The 17,686-nt window shown below is 69.7% G+C and carries 15 protein-coding genes and 1 pseudogene; 6 read left to right on the top strand and 10 right to left on the bottom strand.

Annotation, left to right across the window (positions count from 1 at the left end):
- Window positions 1–4: 4 nt before the first annotated feature.
- Both I8N67_RS04470 and I8N67_RS04475 read right to left on the bottom strand, forming a co-directional pair.
- A complete protein-coding gene (locus I8N67_RS04470) occupies window positions 5–652 on the bottom strand; it encodes a CoA transferase subunit B (RefSeq protein WP_200301235.1) in 648 nt (215 codons plus the stop codon).
- On the bottom strand, window positions 652–1,470 hold the full coding sequence (locus tag I8N67_RS04475; protein ID WP_200301236.1) for a CoA transferase subunit A: 819 nt from the start codon (window positions 1,468–1,470) through the stop codon (window positions 652–654). Before I8N67_RS04475 ends, I8N67_RS04470 begins: the two co-directional genes overlap by 1 nt.
- A 251-nt stretch (window positions 1,471–1,721) precedes the next feature.
- On the opposite strand from I8N67_RS04475, the gene I8N67_RS04480 reads away from it, so the two are divergent.
- Window positions 1,722–2,195 carry a MarR family winged helix-turn-helix transcriptional regulator gene (locus I8N67_RS04480; protein WP_200301237.1) on the top strand — a complete coding sequence of 158 codons (474 nt, stop codon included), beginning with the start codon at window positions 1,722–1,724 and terminating at the stop codon, window positions 2,193–2,195.
- A 20-nt stretch (window positions 2,196–2,215) separates the two neighbouring features.
- On the opposite strand, the gene I8N67_RS04485 is transcribed toward I8N67_RS04480, so the two are convergent.
- On the bottom strand, window positions 2,216–3,217 hold the full coding sequence (locus I8N67_RS04485; RefSeq protein WP_200301238.1) for a DUF3048 domain-containing protein: 1,002 nt from the start codon (window positions 3,215–3,217) through the stop codon (window positions 2,216–2,218).
- A gap of 214 nt (window positions 3,218–3,431) precedes the next feature.
- Between I8N67_RS04485 and I8N67_RS04490 the strand changes: the two genes are divergently transcribed.
- Window positions 3,432–4,622, top strand: coding sequence for a zinc-dependent alcohol dehydrogenase (locus I8N67_RS04490; protein WP_200301239.1), 1,191 nt, complete (start codon window positions 3,432–3,434; stop codon window positions 4,620–4,622).
- A gap of 34 nt (window positions 4,623–4,656) precedes the next feature.
- On the opposite strand, the gene I8N67_RS04495 is transcribed toward I8N67_RS04490, so the two are convergent.
- The gene (locus I8N67_RS04495; protein WP_200301240.1) at window positions 4,657–5,727 is read right to left on the bottom strand and encodes an ATP-dependent DNA ligase; all 1,071 of its coding nucleotides are present in this window, start codon (window positions 5,725–5,727) and stop codon (window positions 4,657–4,659) included.
- A gap of 75 nt (window positions 5,728–5,802) precedes the next feature.
- Here I8N67_RS04495 and ligD point away from each other — a divergent pair, with 75 nt between their 5' ends.
- Window positions 5,803–6,813, top strand: a complete 1,011-nt coding sequence (gene ligD, locus I8N67_RS04500) for a non-homologous end-joining DNA ligase (RefSeq protein ID WP_200301241.1) — start codon at window positions 5,803–5,805, stop codon at window positions 6,811–6,813.
- Between the two features lie 98 nt (window positions 6,814–6,911).
- Here ligD and I8N67_RS43720 read toward each other — a convergent pair whose 3' ends face one another.
- From I8N67_RS43720 to I8N67_RS04515, 3 genes are all read right to left on the bottom strand, one after another.
- A complete protein-coding gene (locus I8N67_RS43720; RefSeq protein WP_200301242.1) occupies window positions 6,912–9,035 on the bottom strand; it encodes a HEAT repeat domain-containing protein in 2,124 nt (707 codons plus the stop codon).
- 99 nt (window positions 9,036–9,134) lie between these two features.
- Window positions 9,135–11,342 carry an OmpL47-type beta-barrel domain-containing protein gene (locus I8N67_RS04510; protein WP_200301243.1) on the bottom strand — a complete coding sequence of 736 codons (2,208 nt, stop codon included), beginning with the start codon at window positions 11,340–11,342 and terminating at the stop codon, window positions 9,135–9,137.
- Window positions 11,342–13,822: a ThuA domain-containing protein gene (locus I8N67_RS04515; RefSeq protein WP_200301244.1), complete on the bottom strand. Its 2,481-nt coding sequence runs from the start codon at window positions 13,820–13,822 to the stop codon at window positions 11,342–11,344. The genes I8N67_RS04510 and I8N67_RS04515 overlap by 1 nt, the downstream gene beginning before the upstream one ends.
- Here I8N67_RS04515 and I8N67_RS04520 point away from each other — a divergent pair.
- Window positions 13,752–13,964, top strand: coding sequence for a hypothetical protein (locus I8N67_RS04520; RefSeq protein ID WP_200301273.1), 213 nt, complete (start codon window positions 13,752–13,754; stop codon window positions 13,962–13,964). The two genes, I8N67_RS04515 and I8N67_RS04520, sit on opposite strands and share 71 nt — an antisense overlap.
- Window positions 13,965–14,012: 48 nt before the next feature.
- Window positions 14,013–14,984: a multicopper oxidase domain-containing protein gene (locus tag I8N67_RS04525; RefSeq protein ID WP_200301245.1), complete on the top strand. Its 972-nt coding sequence runs from the start codon at window positions 14,013–14,015 to the stop codon at window positions 14,982–14,984.
- 41 nt (window positions 14,985–15,025) lie between these two features.
- Here the strand turns inward: I8N67_RS04525 and I8N67_RS04530 are convergent, their stop codons facing one another.
- Together I8N67_RS04530 and I8N67_RS04535 are read right to left on the bottom strand one after the other, a co-directional pair.
- The gene (locus I8N67_RS04530; RefSeq protein ID WP_200301246.1) at window positions 15,026–15,541 is read right to left on the bottom strand and encodes a hypothetical protein; all 516 of its coding nucleotides are present in this window, start codon (window positions 15,539–15,541) and stop codon (window positions 15,026–15,028) included.
- Between the two features lie 23 nt (window positions 15,542–15,564).
- Window positions 15,565–16,686, bottom strand: a complete 1,122-nt coding sequence (locus I8N67_RS04535) for a DNA polymerase III subunit beta family protein (RefSeq protein WP_307835151.1) — start codon at window positions 16,684–16,686, stop codon at window positions 15,565–15,567.
- Between the two features lie 74 nt (window positions 16,687–16,760).
- Between I8N67_RS04535 and I8N67_RS04540 the strand changes: the two are divergent.
- Window positions 16,761–16,964: pseudogene (locus I8N67_RS04540) on the top strand (IS6 family transposase); the annotation flags it as partial.
- Between the two features lie 311 nt (window positions 16,965–17,275).
- Here I8N67_RS04540 and I8N67_RS04545 read toward each other — a convergent pair.
- Window positions 17,276–17,512, bottom strand: a complete 237-nt coding sequence (locus I8N67_RS04545) for an alpha/beta hydrolase family protein (RefSeq protein ID WP_200301248.1) — start codon at window positions 17,510–17,512, stop codon at window positions 17,276–17,278.
- Window positions 17,513–17,686 lie beyond the last annotated feature (174 nt).

A 17,686-nucleotide genomic window follows, 5' to 3' on the forward strand; every position in this document is an offset into this window, starting at 1 on the left:
TTGCTCATGACTGGATCTCCTCGGGGATGCGCACCTTGGCGGCGGTCTTCGCGACGATCTCCTCGACGGTCACATCGGGCGCGGTCTCCACCAGCACCAGGCCCTCGTCGGTCACGTCGAGGACACCCAGGTCGGTGATGATCCGGTTCACGCACGCCTTGCCGGTCAACGGCAGCGCGCACTCCTCAAGGATCTTCGCCGAGCCGTCCTTGGCCGTGTGGGTCATCACCACGATGACCGTACGGGCGCCGTGGACCAGATCCATGGCACCGCCGATCCCGGTGATCAGCTTGCCCGGGATGGCCCAGTTGGCCAGGTCGCCGCCGGCGGAGACCTGCATCGCGCCGAGGACGGCGACGTCGATGTGGCCGCCGCGGATCATCGAGAACGACAGTGCCGAGTCGAAGTACGACGCCCCGGGCAGGACCGTCACGGTCTCCTTGCCCGCGTTGATCAGATCGGGGTCGACCTGGTCGTCGGTCGGGTAGGGGCCGGTGCCCAGGATGCCGTTCTCGGACTCCAGGATCACCTCGACGTCGTCGGGGAGGTAGTTCGGGATCAGCGTCGGCAGGCCGATGCCGAGGTTGACGTACTGGCCGTCCGCCAGCTCGCGCGCGGCGCGGGCGGCCATCTCTTCGCGTGTCCAGGCCATTACTCGCTCACCGTCGCTCGTGCCGCAGATGCCGGGGGTGCCGCAGATGCCGGGGGTGCCGGGGGTGCGGAAACCGTTCGCTTTTCGATCTTCTTGTCCGCCGCCTGCTCGGGGGTGAGGGCGATCACCCGCTGCACGAAGATGCCCGGCAGATGGACCTCGTCCGGGTCGATCTCGCCGGGCTCGACCAGCTCCTCGACCTCGGCGATCGTCACCTTGCCGGCCATCGCGGAGAGCGGGTTGAAGTTGCGGGAGGACTTGTTGAAGACCAGGTTGCCGTGCCGGTCGCCCTTGGCCGCCCGGACGAGCGCGAAGTCGGTGCGGATGCCGCGCTCCAGCACGTACTCGGTGCCGTCGAACTCCCGGACCTCCTTCGGCGGCGAGGCCAGCGCGACTCCGCCGTCGCCGTCGTAGCGCCAGGGCAGTCCGCCGTCGGCGACCTGGGTGCCGACGCCGGCCGGCGTGAAGAACGCCGGGATGCCCGCGCCGCCCGCGCGCAGCCGCTCGGCGAGCGTGCCCTGCGGGATCATCTCGACCTCCAGCTCACCGGCCAGGTACTGTCGCGCGAACTCCTTGTTCGCCCCGATGTACGAACCGGTCACCCGGGCGATGCGGCCCGCCGCGAGAAGGACCGCGAGGCCGGACTCCATGGCCCCACAGTTGTTCGACACCACGCCGAGACCCGAGACCCCGCGCTCGTACAGAGCCTGGATCAGCACGTTCGGCACACCGCTCAGCCCGAAGCCACCGACGGTGAGTGTCGCGCCGTCCGGCACATCGGCCACCGCCTCCAGGGCTGTGGCGACCACCTTGTCCATCCGTGAGGCCCCATCTCGTCCGAGCGCCCAGGTGAAAGGTGACCAATGGATCGACCGATTAATCAGGGCACTGAGTATTTCAGTGAAGTTTCTTTCACGCTGCCACTCGACGGGCCCCTCGTCAAGACCCGGGAGATCAGTGAGGTCAAACGTCTGCACGGTGATGGACATGTGCCGATGGGTGGCGGGTATCGTTCAGTGCACGAACAAATCACCGTGCACGTCCGACTGTGCCGAGCCGAGGAGCGAACATGGCCGCGGTGGACCTCTCCATCCACCCCGGGCACCTGGCCCGACGGTTGCAGCAGGCGCACTACCTGCTGTGGAACGTGATGGTCTCCGAGGAGATCACCTCGCCGCAGTTCGCGGTCCTCAACACGCTCGTCGACGAGCCGGGGCTCGACCAGCGCACGGTGGGGGAGCGGGTCGGGCTCGACCGCTCCACTATGTCCGAGGTCATCAGCCGGCTCGGCCGCCGTGGGCTCCTCGACAAGGTCCGCGACCCGCAGGACGGGCGGCGGTCTCTGCTGCGGCTCACGGAGGACGGGGTCCGTAGGCATCGCAAGCTCACCGTCCGCACGGCTCGGATGAACCAGGTGTTCCTGGCGCCGCTGTCGGCGACGGAGCAGGAACAATTCTTCGAGCTGATACGGCGGGTCGCTGACGCGGCGGAGACGTTGCGGTGCCCGGGAGAGTCCACACACGTCACAGCGCCGCGCCCCTGAGGGGGCGCTGAGCACCCGGGTCATTTCTTCGCGTAGACCACCCACACCTGGCCCTCCGCGAAGTTCATCCGCTCGCCGTCCCGCGTCGTGAAACTCGTGCCGTCCGTGGGTATCTCCCGTTGCCAGTTCGCGTCGAAGACCTGCCCGTCGCGCAGAACCTCCGCGCGGCCCGAGCCCACCGTCTCCGTGTACGGCGTGTTGTTGCCCAGATAGTCGTGGAACTGGGACTTGCGGATGTTCACGTACTGCACGACCACCGTCGCCGGGGCCACGCGGGCGTCGTCCGTCGTCACCGTGGGGGTGCCGTCCATCGACACCAGCCAGCGCTGTCGGTCCTCGGACCAGCTGAAGGTGAAGCGCGCCGCCGGGTAGCGGACCGTGCGGGAGTCTTCGGGGGTGCCGCTGGCTGGGGCCGGGCCGTAGCGGAAGCCGGTGGTCAGGGCTTGGGCGCCCGGTGGGGAGTCGATCAGTTCCTCGGGGCGCAGGTACAGGTTGTGGGGGACGGGCTTCTCGTCGCCGCGGAAGTACGCGTCGGCCGCGTCCTCGGGGGTCTCCGCGTGCAGGGGCGCCCGGTCGATGAGCGGGAGCAGCTTGCCCTGGGCGCCGGAGAAGGCGAGCGTCGGCTCGTGGAACTGGCGGAGGAGTTCCAGGTCGGATTCGCGGGCGCTGCGTACCGGGCCGACGGATTCCGGGAACTTCGTCGCGTACACCGCCATCAGCCGGCTCAGGCCGCCCTCGACCTGCTCGGCGTAGACGATGTCCGCGGCGTCGAGGCCCGTCTGCGGGCGGGCGGCGTCGACGTTGTCGATCTTCACGGCGAGTACGGAGCCGGCTGGGGCCGCGCTGGTGCGGTCGTCCCCGCGACCCTCGTCCGGCCCGCGCCCGTCGTCGCCGTCCGGGCCGCCCGCGGTGCAGCCCGCCAGCAGGGCGGCCGTCGTCAGGGCGGCGAGCAGCCCCGTTGTCCCTCGCTGCGGCGACCGATGTGACCGCCGCGCTCTCAACCCTCTGCTCACCTTGGCCATCCCCGTTCCCGCGCTTGTCTTTGATTGTGCGCTTATTGGTCGATAGATAGCCATCCTTGTTTTTTTCTGACCGCATGCGTTCAGAAAGGCCGACGGGCCGGTGATCGGCGGCCCGGGAGCCCCGGTGATCCGGGAGGGACGGGAGGTTCGGGGGTGGGACGCCGGGTACTCGTGGGGAACCCGCAGGCCGAGACGAGGACGGAGCGTGGGCGCGATGAAGGCAGTGACATGGCAGGGCAAGCGGGACGTACGCGTGGAGACCGTGCCCGATCCGGTGATCCAGGAGCCGACGGACGCGATCGTCCGGATCACCTCGACCGGGTTGTGCGGCTCCGACCTGCATCTGTACGAGGTGCTTACGCCCTTCATGACGCCGGGCGACATCCTCGGCCACGAGCCCATGGGCATCGTCGAGGAGGTCGGCGCCGGGGTGCCGGATCTCGCGGTCGGGGACCGGGTCGTCGTGCCGTTCCAGATCGCCTGCGGCGATTGCTGGATGTGCCTGACCGGGCTGCCCACCCAGTGCGAGACCACCCAGTGCACCGGTGAGGGCATGGGCGCGGCCCTCTTCGGCTACACCCGCCTGTACGGCGCGGTCCCGGGCGCTCAGGCCGAGTACCTGCGCGTCCCGCAGGCCCAGTTCGGGCCGATCAAGGTGCCGGAAGGCCCGCCCGACGACCGGTTCCTCTATCTCTCCGACGTACTCCCCACCGCCTGGCAGGCCGTCGAGTACGCGCACGTCCCGCCCGGCGGCAGCGTCGCCGTGCTCGGTCTCGGCCCCATCGGGGACATGGCCTGCCGGGTGGCCCAGCAGCGCGGGGCCGAGCAGGTGTTCGGGGTCGACCTGGTTCCCGAGCGGCTCCGCCGGGCGCGCGACCGGGGCGTCGAGACGTTCGACCTCCGGGACTTCGACAACGAGAAGGACCTCGTCACCGCGGTCCAGGACCGGACCGCAGGACGCGGCCCCGACTCGGTGATCGACGCCGTCGGCACCGAGGCCCATGGCAGCGCGGCCGCCCGGCTCGCCCAGAACGCGGCCGGACTACTGCCCCGGGCGATCGGCGCCCGCTTCGCGGAACGCCTCAGCGTGGACCGGCTGGCCGCCCTCTACACGGCCATCGACCTCGTACGACGCGGCGGCACCATCTCCCTCTCCGGCGTCTACGGCGGCAAGGTCGACCCGCTGCCGCTGCTCACCATGTTCGACAAGCAGATCCGGCTCCGCATGGGCCAGGCCAACGTCCGTACCTGGGTCGACGACATCCTGCCCCTCCTCACGGAGGACGACGTCCTGGGCGTCGACTCCTTCGCCACGCACCGCCTGCCGCTCGGCGAGGCACCGCACGCGTACGAGATGTTCCAGCGCAAGGAGGACGGGGCGGTGAAGGTGCTGATGGAGCCCTGACCCTCATGATCCGGGCCCGAGCATCTCTGTCCTTTTAGGAGCCGGGCCCGAGGATCTCCGCCAGGTCGTAGTTCACCGGCTCCTCCAGCTGGGCGTAGGTGCAGCTCTCGGCGTTGCGGTCGGGGCGCCAGCGACGGAAGCGGGCCGTGTGACGGAAGCGGACGCCGTTCTCCATGTGGTCGTACGCCACCTCCGCGACCCGCTCGGGCCGCAGCGGCACCCAGGAGAAGTCCTTCTTCGTCGACCAGCGGCTCGGCGCGCCCGGCAGCCGGGCCGTCTCGTGCGCCGCCTCGTCGGACCAGGCGGCCCAGGGGTGCTCCCCGGCATCCGCCATCCGCAGCGGCTCCAGCTCCTCCACCAGCTCCGCACGCCGCTTCATGGGGAACGCGGCACTCACGCCCACGTGCTGGAGGGTGCCGCCGTCGTCGTACAGGCCGAGCAGCAGGGAACCGACGATCGGCCCGCTCTTGTGGAGGCGGTACCCGGCGACCACCACGTCCGCCGTGCGCTCGTGCTTGATCTTGAACATGGCGCGTTCATCCTGCCGGTACAGCAGAGTGAGCGGCTTGGCGATCACCCCGTCCAGGCCCGCCCCCTCGTACTGCTCGAACCACTGCTCCGCCAGCTCGCGGTCCGTGGTCGAGGGAGCGAGATGCACCGGGGCCGTGACCTCGGACAGGGCCAGCTCAAGGAGGGCGCGCCGGTCGGTCAGGGGGACGTCGAGCAGTGACTCGTCGTTCAGGGCGAGCAGGTCGAACGCGATGAAGGAGGCCGGGGTCGTCTCCGCCAGCATCCGGACGCGGGAGTCCGCGGGGTGGATGCGCTCGGTGAGCGCGTCGAAGTCCAGCCGCCCCTCCCGCACGATCACGATCTCGCCGTCCACCACACAGCGCTCCGGCAACCGCTCCCGCAGCGCCGTCGCCAGCTCGGGAAAGTACCTGGTCAGCGTCTTCCCCGTACGGCTGCCGAGCTCCACCTCGGCCCCGTCGCGGAACACGATCGCCCGGAACCCGTCCCACTTCGCCTCGTAGTGCATATCAGACGGGATCTTCGCCACGGACTTGGCGAGCATCGGTTTCACAGGCGGCATCACCGGAAGATCCATGCCTACGATTCTGCGGCCCAACAGCCCGATTCGCCCGGTATGCGTCATCCATCCGTTCCGCTTACCGTGGCTCGCATGGGCGAAGCGGTGGAACTGGAGGCGGCGGGCCGGACGGTACGGCTGTCCAGCCCCGGCAAGATCTTCTTCCCGCAGCGCGGCTTCACCAAGCTGGACCTCGCCCAGTACTACATCGCCGTCGGCCCCGGCATCCTGCGGGCCCTGCGCGACCGGCCCACCACGCTGGAGCGCTACCCGGACGGGGTGACGGGCGAGAACTTCTTCCAGAAGCGGGCACCCAAGAACATGCCCGACTGGATCCCCACCGCCCACATCACCTTCCCCAGCGGCCGCAGCGCCGACGAGATGTGCCCCACCGAGGTCGCCGCCGTGGTGTGGGCCGCGCAGTTCGGCACCCTCACCTTCCACCCGTGGCCCGTCCGCCGCGACGACGTCGACCGCCCCGACGAACTCCGGATCGACCTCGACCCGCAACCCGGCACCGACTACGCCGACGCGGTCCGCGCCGCCCACGAACTCCGCTCCGTCCTCCACGACTACGGCGACCTGCGCGGCTGGCCCAAGACCTCCGGCGGACGCGGCCTGCACGTCTTCGTGCCGATCCGGCCCGACTGGACCTTCACCCAGGTGCGCCGGTCGGCCATCGCCGTCGCCCGCGAACTGGAGCGCCGGATGCCGGACCAGGTGACCACCGCCTGGTGGAAGGAGGAACGGGGCGAGAAGATCTTCGTCGACTACAACCAGACAGCCCGCGACCGCACCATCGCCTCCGCCTACTCCGTACGGCCCCGCCCGCACGCGCCCGTCTCCGCGCCCCTCACCTGGAACGAGGTGGGTGTCGCCGTGCCGCGCGACTTCGACCTGGGGACGATGCCGTCGCGCTTCGCGGAGGTCGGTGATGTCCACGCCGACATGGACGACCACGCGTACTCCCTGGAGGCGCTGTTGGAGTTGGCCGCGCGGGACGAACACGACCATGGGCTCGGTGACCTGCCGTATCCGCCGGAGTATCCCAAGATGCCTGGGGAGCCGAAGCGGGTGCAGCCGAGCAGGGCCAAGAAGGCGTGAGTGCCCTGCCCGGAGGCAGGGGTTGCCTCGTCGGCTGTCCGCAGGTGCGTGGGGCCCGGCCGTGCGGTTCCCCGCGCCCCTGAACGGCGAGCTCAGTCTCAGTCCGATACGGCTCCTGGCTCGGCCACTATTCGACGGCAGTCTCTCAGCAGCTCCTCGTCCGAGGTGACGTCACCACGCATGTTCACGCTCGCGCCGGCGGTCATGGACGAGTTGTCGGTGCGATGGCGGCGGGGCGATGCCAGCTCCGCCCGTACGAGGGGGAGCGCGGGTGCCGCCGCTGTGCCCATCTCGGCCAGACAGGCGGCGATCTTCGGACGGGCCGTGGGGTCGGCGGTCCATCGGCGGAGGAATGTCGGTAGCGCCTCGTCGGCTTCACCGGTCACCTTCCACAGCGCGATCGCCTCCTCGACGCCTCGTTCGCCGGCGCGTAGATCCGGGATCAGGGGACCGGCCGCCGGGCCGAGGGAACCGATCAGCCGTACGGCGAGATGGCGGTCGTACCAGCCGTCGGACTTCAGGCCGGCGCGCAGTGCGGGAAGCACGGCCTCGGCGTCGCCGGTCACCGCCCAGAGGGCTGCCGCGGCCTCCAGCCGGTTGAGGTCCGAGAGGGCTGCGTCCGTGACCAACTCCCTGAGCAGCGGGGTGGCTTCTGCCGCGGCCGGGCCGTACCGGGCCAGCGCCTTGAGCGCGTGCCGCTGGGTCGCCTCGTCGGTGTGGCTCGCCCGGAGCAGGGTGAGGACGAAGGGCAGGGAGTCGAGAGGGGTGAGGACGCCGATGCCGTCGAGGATTCGGTGCAGGGTGACGCTCCGGTCGGCGGGGTCGAGGCCGGCGAGACGCTCGTGCAGCACCGGGCCCAGCTCGGGGCCAGCCTCCGGTCCGAACGCGGCCAGCCATCGCACGATGTCCTCCGGGGGATCGAGCCGGCCCAGGATGGACTTCAGGGCGTTCACGATCCGCTCGTCGCCCTGGAGCGTGAGCACCTCGGCGGCCTTGCCGAGGGCTGTGGCGCTCCACCCCAAGCCGGTGTCGCCCTCTCTGCGTCCGCTGTCCGCCCACCCCTCGACGTACGCGGCCACGTCGTCGGCCACCACGCGCGCGATCGGGGCGAGATACCGCAGCTCGTGCAACACCGCCTTGTTCAGGCGCAGTTCGGGATCGCGCAACTGCTGGGCGAGCGCGATCAACGGCTCCTCGTCCGGCACCCGCCACCCCGTCATCAGGGCCCCGGCCATCCTCACCGCCGCCATACGCTGCCCCCGGTCGGGGCTTCGCAACTGCCCGAGGAGCAGGGCGTACCGCAGGTCCGCCCGGTCGCCGAGCGCGTGGTGCAACTCGGTGAGGAGGTCGTCGGCGACGTCGGCGTCGATGCTCGCGTCGTGCCCGGCCTTCAGCTCGCGCAGATACGACACCATCGTGTTCGTCCGCGGACGCTCCGGCTCCGGCTCGGTCGCAGGCGCACCCGACGCCTTCCGCTCGTACGCGAGCCGCATGACGGCGAGGGCGATCTCAGCGGTGTCATGGGGCAGGGACTCCGGGGCGCAGCTGGCCAGCCGGGCCAGTCCGGCCAGCCGTACCTCGGGGCCCGAGTCACCGGACATCACCAGCTCACGCAGCACCGGACCCGCCTCGGCCCCCATCGACTCCGCGTGCCGGACGCCCAGCGTGCCGATTGCCCCGGCCAACGCGCACAGCGCCCCCGAATCCCGCTCCCTGGACAGCCGGTCGCGCAGCACCCCGAAGACCCGCACCGGATCCGGGTGCACATGCGCCAGCGCCTCGGCCGCCGCCGCGCGCACCTCGGCGTCCGGATCGGCGAGCAGCCGGAGGAAGGCGTCGGCGCGCTCACGGACCCCCGTCCAGGCGTCCAGGAACGGCCGGACGAACGCCGCGTCCTCCTCCTCGTCCTCGAAGAGGCCGCCGATCTCCTCAGGGTCGGGCTCCTCCTCACCCGCGATGCTGCACAGCAGATGCACGATCGCGGCCCGGTCGGCGAGGCCCTCCATCGCCGTCAGCTCGAAGAGGAACGGAATGCACGCGACCGTGCTGTCGTACACATCCCCCTGGTGGTGCACCGCCCCGTACATTCCGTCCAGCGCGATGTCCCGCTCGGCTGGGTCGTCCGACGCCAGGCCCCGCAGCAGGTCCGGCACATCGGTCGCCGACTCGGTGTACGCATGCCCCATCGACGCCCATTCGACGTCGTCGATCCCCGTGAGCACAAAGCCTCCCCGTCGCATCAGTGGCGTACGGCAGCCACTGATCACAGCATGCCGTACGCCACTGACAACGGGCCGGGCCGAATCGGCCCCTGGAGTCCCTTACAGCTCCTTGATCCGGATGTCCCGGTAGGAGACGACATCCGTCGTGCCGTGCACCTGGAGTCCGAGGTAACCGGAGGCGAACCGTCGCCCGTCCGTGCCCGGGTCGTCCGAGCGGGGCGGGGTGAATTCCTGGCCGCCGGTGTTGTCGAACTCGTTGATCAGGACACCGTTGCGGTACACCGAGTAGTGCTGGTCGACCACCCGGATCTCGTAGTCGTTCCAGGTGCCCTTCTGGGTGACGCCCGCACCGGCGAGCCCCACCCGGTCGAAGCCGTAGACCGAGCCCGTCTTGTACATGTCGCCGTCGGGCCGGTCGAGGACCTGCACCTCATGGCCGTACTTGATGGCCACCCACTCCGGTCGCGCCTCCTCGGGGTGCTCCTGGACCCAGGGGAAGCGTACGAAGACCCCGGAGTTGGCGTTCGACGTGCCGGGCGCGTCGTCACGCCACTGCAGGCGCAGCGAGAAGTCGCCGTACTTCCGCTCGGGGAACCACAGCATGCCGAGCCCGGCCTTCGCCGTACCGGAGGTGATCGAGCCGTCGGCGTTCAGCCCGAACGAACCACCGCCCACCTGCTGCCACTTGGCGAACGAATCCGCCGTGCCGTCGAGGATCGTCCGGTAGCCCTCCGTCTGTCCGGGCTTGCCGATGCCGGACTCCCCGGCCGCCTCCTGCACGGCGTCGTACTCGCGCTGGTCGACGACCCCTTCCCGCAGCAGCCCGTCGAGGACCGACTTCACGTGCTTGAGGAACAGCGCGTGGGACGTCCACTCCTTCTCGTCCTCGATCAACTCGTTGATGCGGCACCGGTTGTTGGTGACCCGGTTCGGCACCCCCGAGTCGACCGTGCCGACGAAGACCGTCAACCGCTCGTCGTACTCCGCGCAGTTGGGCGCGGGAACCCCGCCGCCGGAGACGACCGTAAAGCTGACGGACCGGGCCGCGGCGGTGTTGCCCGCCATGTCGCTCGCCCGGTACGTGACGGTGTGCGTGCCCGCACGGTCCACCAACACGGGTGCGGAGTAGGCAAGATAGGCGCCACCGTCGAGGGAGTACTCGATCGCTGCGACGCCCGAACCGCCGTGGTCCGTGGCGCTGACCGTGACCTTCGCGCCGTTGAGGTACGCGCCGGCGGAGTTCCGGTCGCCCTCGACGGTCACGCCCGTCACCGGGGGTGTCGTGTCGTCGGCGGGCGGTGCGACGACGGTGAACCCGACGCTCTTCTCCGCCGAGACGTTCCCCGCCTTGTCCGTCGCCCGGTACCGCACCGTGTGGGTGTCTACCTCGTGCACCATCACGGGCGCGGTGTACGGCTGCCAGGCCCCCGAGTCACCGAGCGCGTACTCCATGGTGTTGACCCCCGAGCCGGTGTCCGACGCGGAGACGGTGACCGTTGCCATGGAGACGTAGTCGCCCTGCGGATTCCGTTCACCGGCCACCGTCGCCGAGGTCTCCGGCGCCGTCGTGTCGTCCGTCGGCGGTGCCACGACGCTGAACTCGACGCTCTTCTCGGCCGCCGTGTTGCCCGCCTTGTCCACCGCCCGGTAGCGGACCTTGTGCGCGCCGACCTGGTCGATCACCACGGGCGTGGTGTACGGCAGCCAGGCGCCGGTGTCACCGATCGCGTACTCGATCCGCTCGACACCCGAGCCGCCCGTGTCGGTCGCGCTCACCGACACGGACGCCGAACCGACGTACGCGCCCTGGGAGTTCTTCGTCCCGATGACCTCGGACGCCGTCTCCGGCGCGGTGGTGTCCTCGCCGGTGCCCTCGGTCACCACGAGGATGCCCTGCATCTGGCCGTGGCCGGGGATCGTGCAGTAGTAGCGGTAGCGGCCGGGGGTGAGCGTGACCTCGGCCGTGTGCTTGCCGCCCTGGTCGTCGCTGGGGTTGGCCAGGATGTTGAGCGGGACGTCGTTGTTGTACTCCGGGTCGGAGACGTCGAACGTCAACGTGTGCGGCATGCCCATGGTGTTGCCGGTCGCCGCGCTGTTCTCGAAGACGAGGGTGGTCGGGCCCGCCACCGTGGTCTGCGGGGCGGTCGTGTACTTGGTGATGTCGTCGCCGGCGGTCCAGGTGAGCACCTGGGCGGCGGCGGCCTGGTCCTGCGGCTCCTCCGTACGGCCGGACGCGGGCGTGGACGTGAGCCCGAGCATCATCAGCAGGGCCGCCAACAAGGCCGCCCACAAGCGTCTTTCGCGCATCACTCCGCCTTCCTCGCCAGCTCGTCGGCGGCCGGAGTGGGGCCGCCGCCCGTGTAGGTGACGCGCCACAGCGCCGACTTGGCGTCCGAGGTGAAGAAGCCGCGCCCGTAGTCGAGGACGTACAGCGCGCCGTCCGGCCCGAACTTCCAGTCCATGAGGTTGCGGATGCCGTTGGCCCCGACGGGCACGATCTTCTTCAGCGACTCCGCGTGGATCGGGAGTCCGCCGCTGCCCTGGTTCCTCGGGTCGGTGAGCACCGCGTGACGCGGCTGGTCGGCGTCGTAGAAGTCGCCGACGAACCACTTGCCGTCCCAGTACGCGGGCCACCGACCGGCGGCGGTGACGGCCGCGTCGTACCGGTAGACCGGCCCGTTCATCGTGGCCTGCCCGCCGCCCTTCAGCCACGGCAGGAGATAGGTGGCCTCCTCGTTCTTGTACGAGGGGATGCCGTTGGCGTCCCGCGGGAAGTCCGGGCCGCCGCCTTGCGGCGAGTACCAGATGTTGTTGCCGGTCACCGGCGGCAGGTTGACGAGCCCGTCGTTGTTCGGGGACTCGTTCTTCGGCCGGTCGCAGTCGTACCAGCCGAGCGGCGTCGACGGGTCCGGCAGATTGCGGTCCCGGTAGGGCTGTTTGTTGCCCATGCAGTACGGCCAGCCCCGGTTGCCCGCCTCGGTGATGGCGGCGAACGTGTCGTACTTCGCCGGGCCCCAGGTCGTCGACGGCGCGCTCGCGTCCGGGCCGACCCAGCCCGCGTAGAGGACGTCCGTCTTCTGGTCGACGAAGATCCGCGCCGGGTTCCTGACCCCCATCACATAGATCTCGCCGCGTGTCTTGCCGCCCCCCTCGTCGCTCTCCTCGCCGGTGAAGAGGTTGCCGTCGGGAAGGGTGTACGTGCCGTCGGGCTGCGGGTGGATGCGCAGGATCTTGCCGTTGAGGTTGTTGGTGTTGCCGGCCGTGCGGCGCGCGTCGGCGAACGAGACGCCCTTGTAGTTGGGCTGCGGGTTGTTTCCGGAGTAACCGTCGCTGAAGCCACTGGAGTTGTTGTCGCCGGTCGCGATGTACAGGTTGCCCTTGGAGTCCCAGGTCATCCCGCCGCCCGCGTGGCAGCAACTGTGGATCTGCACCGGCCACTTGAGCAGCACCTTCTCGCTGCCCAGGTCCAGCTTGTCGGTGGCGAGGTCGAGGGTGAAGCGGGAGACCCGGCGTTCGGCCATCCGGGTGTCGCGGTTGATCCGCGAGTGGGGCGTGTAATGCAGGTACACCCATCCGTTCTGCTGGAAGGAGGGGTCCAACTCTATGCCCAGCAGGCCCTCTTCGACCTTGATGAGTTCGTCGCCGCCACCCTTGTTGCCGAAGACGGTGAGCGCGCCCGCGAGGGTGACCTTCTTGGTCCTCGGGTCGTAGACGTGGACTTCGCCCTTGCCCTTGCCGATGTCCGGGTTGTTCCAGTCGGTGACCACGGGCTGGGACGAGTCGGCGCCGCCCCGGCCGATGTAGAGGATCCGCCCGTCAGGCGCCGTGACCAGGCCGTGCGGTTCGCCGATCTGGTCGTTCTGCCCCGGCTGGTTGGGCTGGGTCAGCCGCTCCGCCTTGTAGTTGGCGTCGATCGTCGCCTTGCAGTCGGCCCGCGCGAGGCGGGACGTCCACAACAGCGCCCCGCGCAGATGCGTACGGAAGTCCGTCTCGTCGTACGCGGCCACGGTGCCGCCCATGCCCGTGTAGAAGGAACGGCCGCCGTCGTAGTCACGGCACCAACTCACCGGATGGTCCCAGCCGTTGGCACCCGTACCCGGCTGGTATGTCGACTCGCGGACCCGGGCCACGGTGTGCACGGCGCCGGACGGGTTCTTCGTCCAGTTGAACCACTTGTCGGGCCGCTTCCACTGCACGGGCAGGTCCTTGGTGGCCGGATGGACCCGGTCACCGACCTCGACGGTCGCACGTTGCACGGCGGTCGGGCTGGACGCGGCCGGTCGGGCGCCGATCAGCCCGGTGAACCAGTCCGAGTACGGCTCGGCGCGGGCCGCGTCATGGACGCCGACGAAGCCGCCGCCCGCCTCCATATAGGCCTCAAGCCCCGCCTCCTGCTCGGGATCGAGAACGTCACCGCCGCCGGTGAGGAGGACCACGGCGTTGAAGCCGCTCAGCCGGGTCTCGTCGGTGAAGACCGAGGCGTCGTCGGTGGCGGCGACCCCGAACCGTTCGGCGGCGGGCCCGGACAGCCCGATCCGTTCGATCGCCTCGATCCCCGCGTTCACGGCGGGCGACTCGTCGCCGGCCGCCGCGGAGCCGTGGAAGATCAGCACCTGCGGACCGGTGCCGCCCGGCGGGGACTTGATCGACATCGTTGTCAGCAGTGGCTCCGGCGCCGGGCGCGCGTGGGCCGCGGGGCCCGACAGGAGCCCCGCGGTGACGACGGAGGCGGTCAAAGTGGCCGCCCAGGTCCGTCTTCTCGCGTCGCTCAACCCTCGTAAGTACATGGGCACCTCCTCGGTCACAGCAACAGCGCAAAGGAAGCTAGACCCCTTTGCCCGGCTCGCCAATACCTATGACCGCAATGGCACGAACTTTGTCCTTGGTGTGGATAAACAGCCGTGGTGCCGCTACCGTCGCACAGATTGATCACAGGTGCGGCTGAGTCAAGATCCTTATCAGGGTGGGGAGTTCCGCATGGACAGACGCGGGTTCAACCGGCGGGTGCTGCTGGGGGGCGCGGCCGTCGCGACATCGTTGTCGCTGACCTCCGAGGTGGTGAGTGCCCCTCAGGCCGCGGGCGCCGACGAGCTGGTGAGGACGGCCCCGGCCGGCGGCGTGGTCAGGCACATCAAGCTGTACGCCGAGAAGCTGCCCGACGGGCAGATGGGCTACGGCCTCGAGAAGGGCAAGGCCTCGATCCCGGGCCCGCTGATCGAACTCGACGAGGGCGACACGCTGCACATCGAGTTCGAGAACACGATGGATGTGGCGGCGAGCCTGCATGTCCACGGCCTCGACTACGAGACCTCCAGTGACGGCACCAAGCTGAACAAGAGCGATGTCGAGCCCGGCGGCACCCGCACCTACACCTGGCGCACGCACGCCCCCGGCGCCCGCAAGGACGGCACCTGGCGCGCGGGCAGCGCCGGTTACTGGCACTACCACGACCATGTCGTCGGCACGGAGCACGGCACGGGTGGCATCCGCAAGGGGCTCTACGGTCCGGTGATCGTCCGTCGCAAGGGTGACGTCCTCCCCGACAAGACCGTCACCGTCGTCTTCAACGACATGCTCATCAACAACAAGCCCGCTCACTCCGGCCCGAACTTCGACGCGACCGTGGGCGATCGTGTCGAGTTCGCCGTCATCACCCACGGCGAGTACTACCACACCTTCCATCTGCACGGTCATCGCTGGGCCGACAACCGCACCGGGCAGCTCACCGGGCCCGACGACCCCAGCCAGGTCATCGACAACAAGATCGTCGGCCCCGCGGACTCCTTCGGCTTCCAGGTCATCGCCGGGGAGGGTGTCGGAGCGGGGGCCTGGATGTACCACTGCCATGTGCAGAGCCACTCCGACATGGGCATGGTCGGGCTGTTCCTCGTGCGTAAGACGGAGGGGACGATTCCGGGGTACGAGGAGCACGAGCCGCACGAGCACTGAGCGTTCTCGCGAGGTCCCGGACCGCGGCGTCCGGTCGTGCGTCACACGGGGGTGCTGCTACCGGGCGCGGAGGTTCGCCGGGCCGTGTCCCGTCGGCCGATGGCCTCGGCCACCTGCTCGATGGCGGTACGGAGCAGGTCGCCGTAAGCGTCCTGGGAGAGGTTCGGGGCATGTTCCTTGGCCGCGTGGATGTGCTCGGTGGCCGCGTCGAAGGCAGCGAGCCGGCGGAAGTTGTCGGCGAGATTGAGGTGCAGGGACGGGTAGAAGCCGGCGATGTGCAGGCCGGCGTGGTGCTCCTGAACGCGCTGGTCGGTCATGGCTTCGGCGGCGTCCAGCGCCCGGACGTCCCAGATCAGGGCCTGTGCGGGGTCGTCGTGGAGGTCGGCCAGGTAGTGCGCGAGGGTGCAGCGGTGCAGAGGGTCGCCGGTGACACCGATCGCGGACCACAGGTCCATCAGCTTCCGGCGGGCGGAGGCGGTGTCGCCGGCCCGGCCCTCGACGACGGCTCGGCCGATCGCTTCCATGGTCGGGTCGGAGCTGGTGGGGGTGGCGGTCATGGCGGTGTTCCTCGTCCTTCTGCTCAGGAGGATCGGTCGGGCTTGCTGGGATCGACGGGTTGGCTGGGCTTGAGGGGTCGGCCGGACTTGACGGGCATCGCCAGTGTCGTGAGATCGCCGCGGTCGGCGGAGCGGATCGTGACGGGCCGGTCGGGGCCCCTCAGGTCGAGCATCACGTCGGGCCCGATGGCGGTGCTGACGGCTGGATAGAGCGTCGTCAGCTCGAACCAGATGTCGAGGGCCCGGCCCGTCACGGTGGCCGGAAGCCGCACCTCGGGATGCTCGTCACCAGCCACCAGGATGTGTGTGCCGTGACCGGGAGCTCGCAGCGCGATCCGATCGCCGAAGTGTTCCTCCAGGACGCGCAGGAGCCGATGCTTCGGGAGCGTCACGCGGGTGCTGACTTCGGGCAGCGACGCGAGCATCAGCCGGTGGTCGGGGAACTCCTCCGTGAGCGACCGGCAGTGCTGGTCCTCCCGGTCCGCCAGGCGCAGCCGGATTCCGTGCGGGGTCGCTTCGACGCGGACCAGCGCGCTGCGGCGAATCTCGGGGACCACGGCCCGCAGTTCATCACCGCTGACCGTGGCCGCCCACGTCGCCGTCGGCGGCTCGGACGGGACCAACGTCCGTGTGGAGAGCCGATATCGGTCGGTCGCGGTGAGAGTGACAGCTTCCGGCGTCGCCTCGATGCGCAGACCACCGAGCACCGGCATGTCCGGCTCACGCGCGGTCGCGGTCAGGATCTGCTCGACCGCGTCGGCCGGCACGGGCCCCTTCAGCGTGGCGATCGGCAGACTCGGCTCGTCGGCGAGGGACGACTTCACGAGAACGGCCTTGCGCTGCGCCGCCACCGCATCCCCGAGCACCCTGGCGACGTGCTCGTCGATCAACCGGGCCGCCTCGACGGGCTCGCCGTCGAGGACCGCTTCCACGGCGGTGAGCGGCATCGCGATCTCACGAAGCCGACGCAGCGCCGTCGCCCGCCCCACCTGGTCGGCGGTGTAGTAGCGGTAGCCCGACACCGGGTCGACCTCGGCAGGACGCAGCAGCCCGGAGTCGTCGTAGAACCGCAGTGCGCTGGATGTCAGCCCATCAGACGGAATCCCGATGGCAGAAGCGAGCGAAACGGACGGCGGGGCCCGCACAGCAGGAGCTAACGAAGCTAACATCTTGGCCAAAGCAACACAAAGCAGATCAGCGACGAAAGCTATTTTTCGGAACATACCTACGTGAACGCCCTCTGAAAGGCTTCCCGCTCCGTGGGCGGGGCCCAGCGGTTCCTGTCCGCGTTCAGCGGCATCTCACCCCACTTCCGGCCCGCCGTCACCTGATGCCCGCACACGACTACCGAGCCGAGATGAGCATCCGCTTCGCGATCTGGGACCAGATCACCGGCGCTGCCGACCGGCCCACCACGGCCTGACCACAGGCCCGGCTCCCAAGCCCACCATGGCCCGACGCGCCGTCAGGCAGTCACACAGCCAACAACGTGACAACGCCTCACCGCGACGTCCCGCCATAGTCTCGTCTTCGGACTGCGGGCAGTTCACGACGGGCTTCAGACACGGATCACCGATCGCCTGTGAGCGTGGCCCGACGCGCTGCCGACGCCCTCGCCGTGGCCGGCCCGTCGGTAATGACCTTCTCGAGCGCGAGGCCGCCAGCACCTGCGCACCTGATCGTCGAGGGCGAGAGCGGTCGCGCTGCTCCAAAAGCGAGGCAGGGCGGCGCGGATCAGCCGCGGTCGGTCGGCAGCTGGTGACGGTCGATCCATTCGAACATCAGCTGCTGTATGTGAGGCGGCTTGGTATCGGCACGGTGTCCGGCGTCCGGAAGCAGGTGGACTTCCGTGTCCCCGCGGCCGACGAAGACGAGCGTGTCGTGCCGGGGAACGTGAACGTCGTCGGCACCATTGATCACGAGCATCGGCACGTTGGCGTGCAGGTCGAGCAGCGGACGCGGCCCGAACACAGCTAGCTCTTGGCCAGTTCGGTGGGGAGTTTCGTGGTCGGTGGAGATCTTGATGAGGCGTCGCGAGATCCGTGTGGTCGATCTCGTTGGCGCGTGTTCCGGACATGGAGCCCTCCCAGCAGCCTGGCGAAACACGGCCGGCCGTCGGCAGCGGGGCCTACGGCCGGACGTGTG

The organism is Streptomyces adelaidensis (assembly GCF_016598475.1).
GTDB classification, from domain to species: Bacteria; Actinomycetota; Actinomycetes; order Streptomycetales; family Streptomycetaceae; genus Streptomyces; species Streptomyces adelaidensis.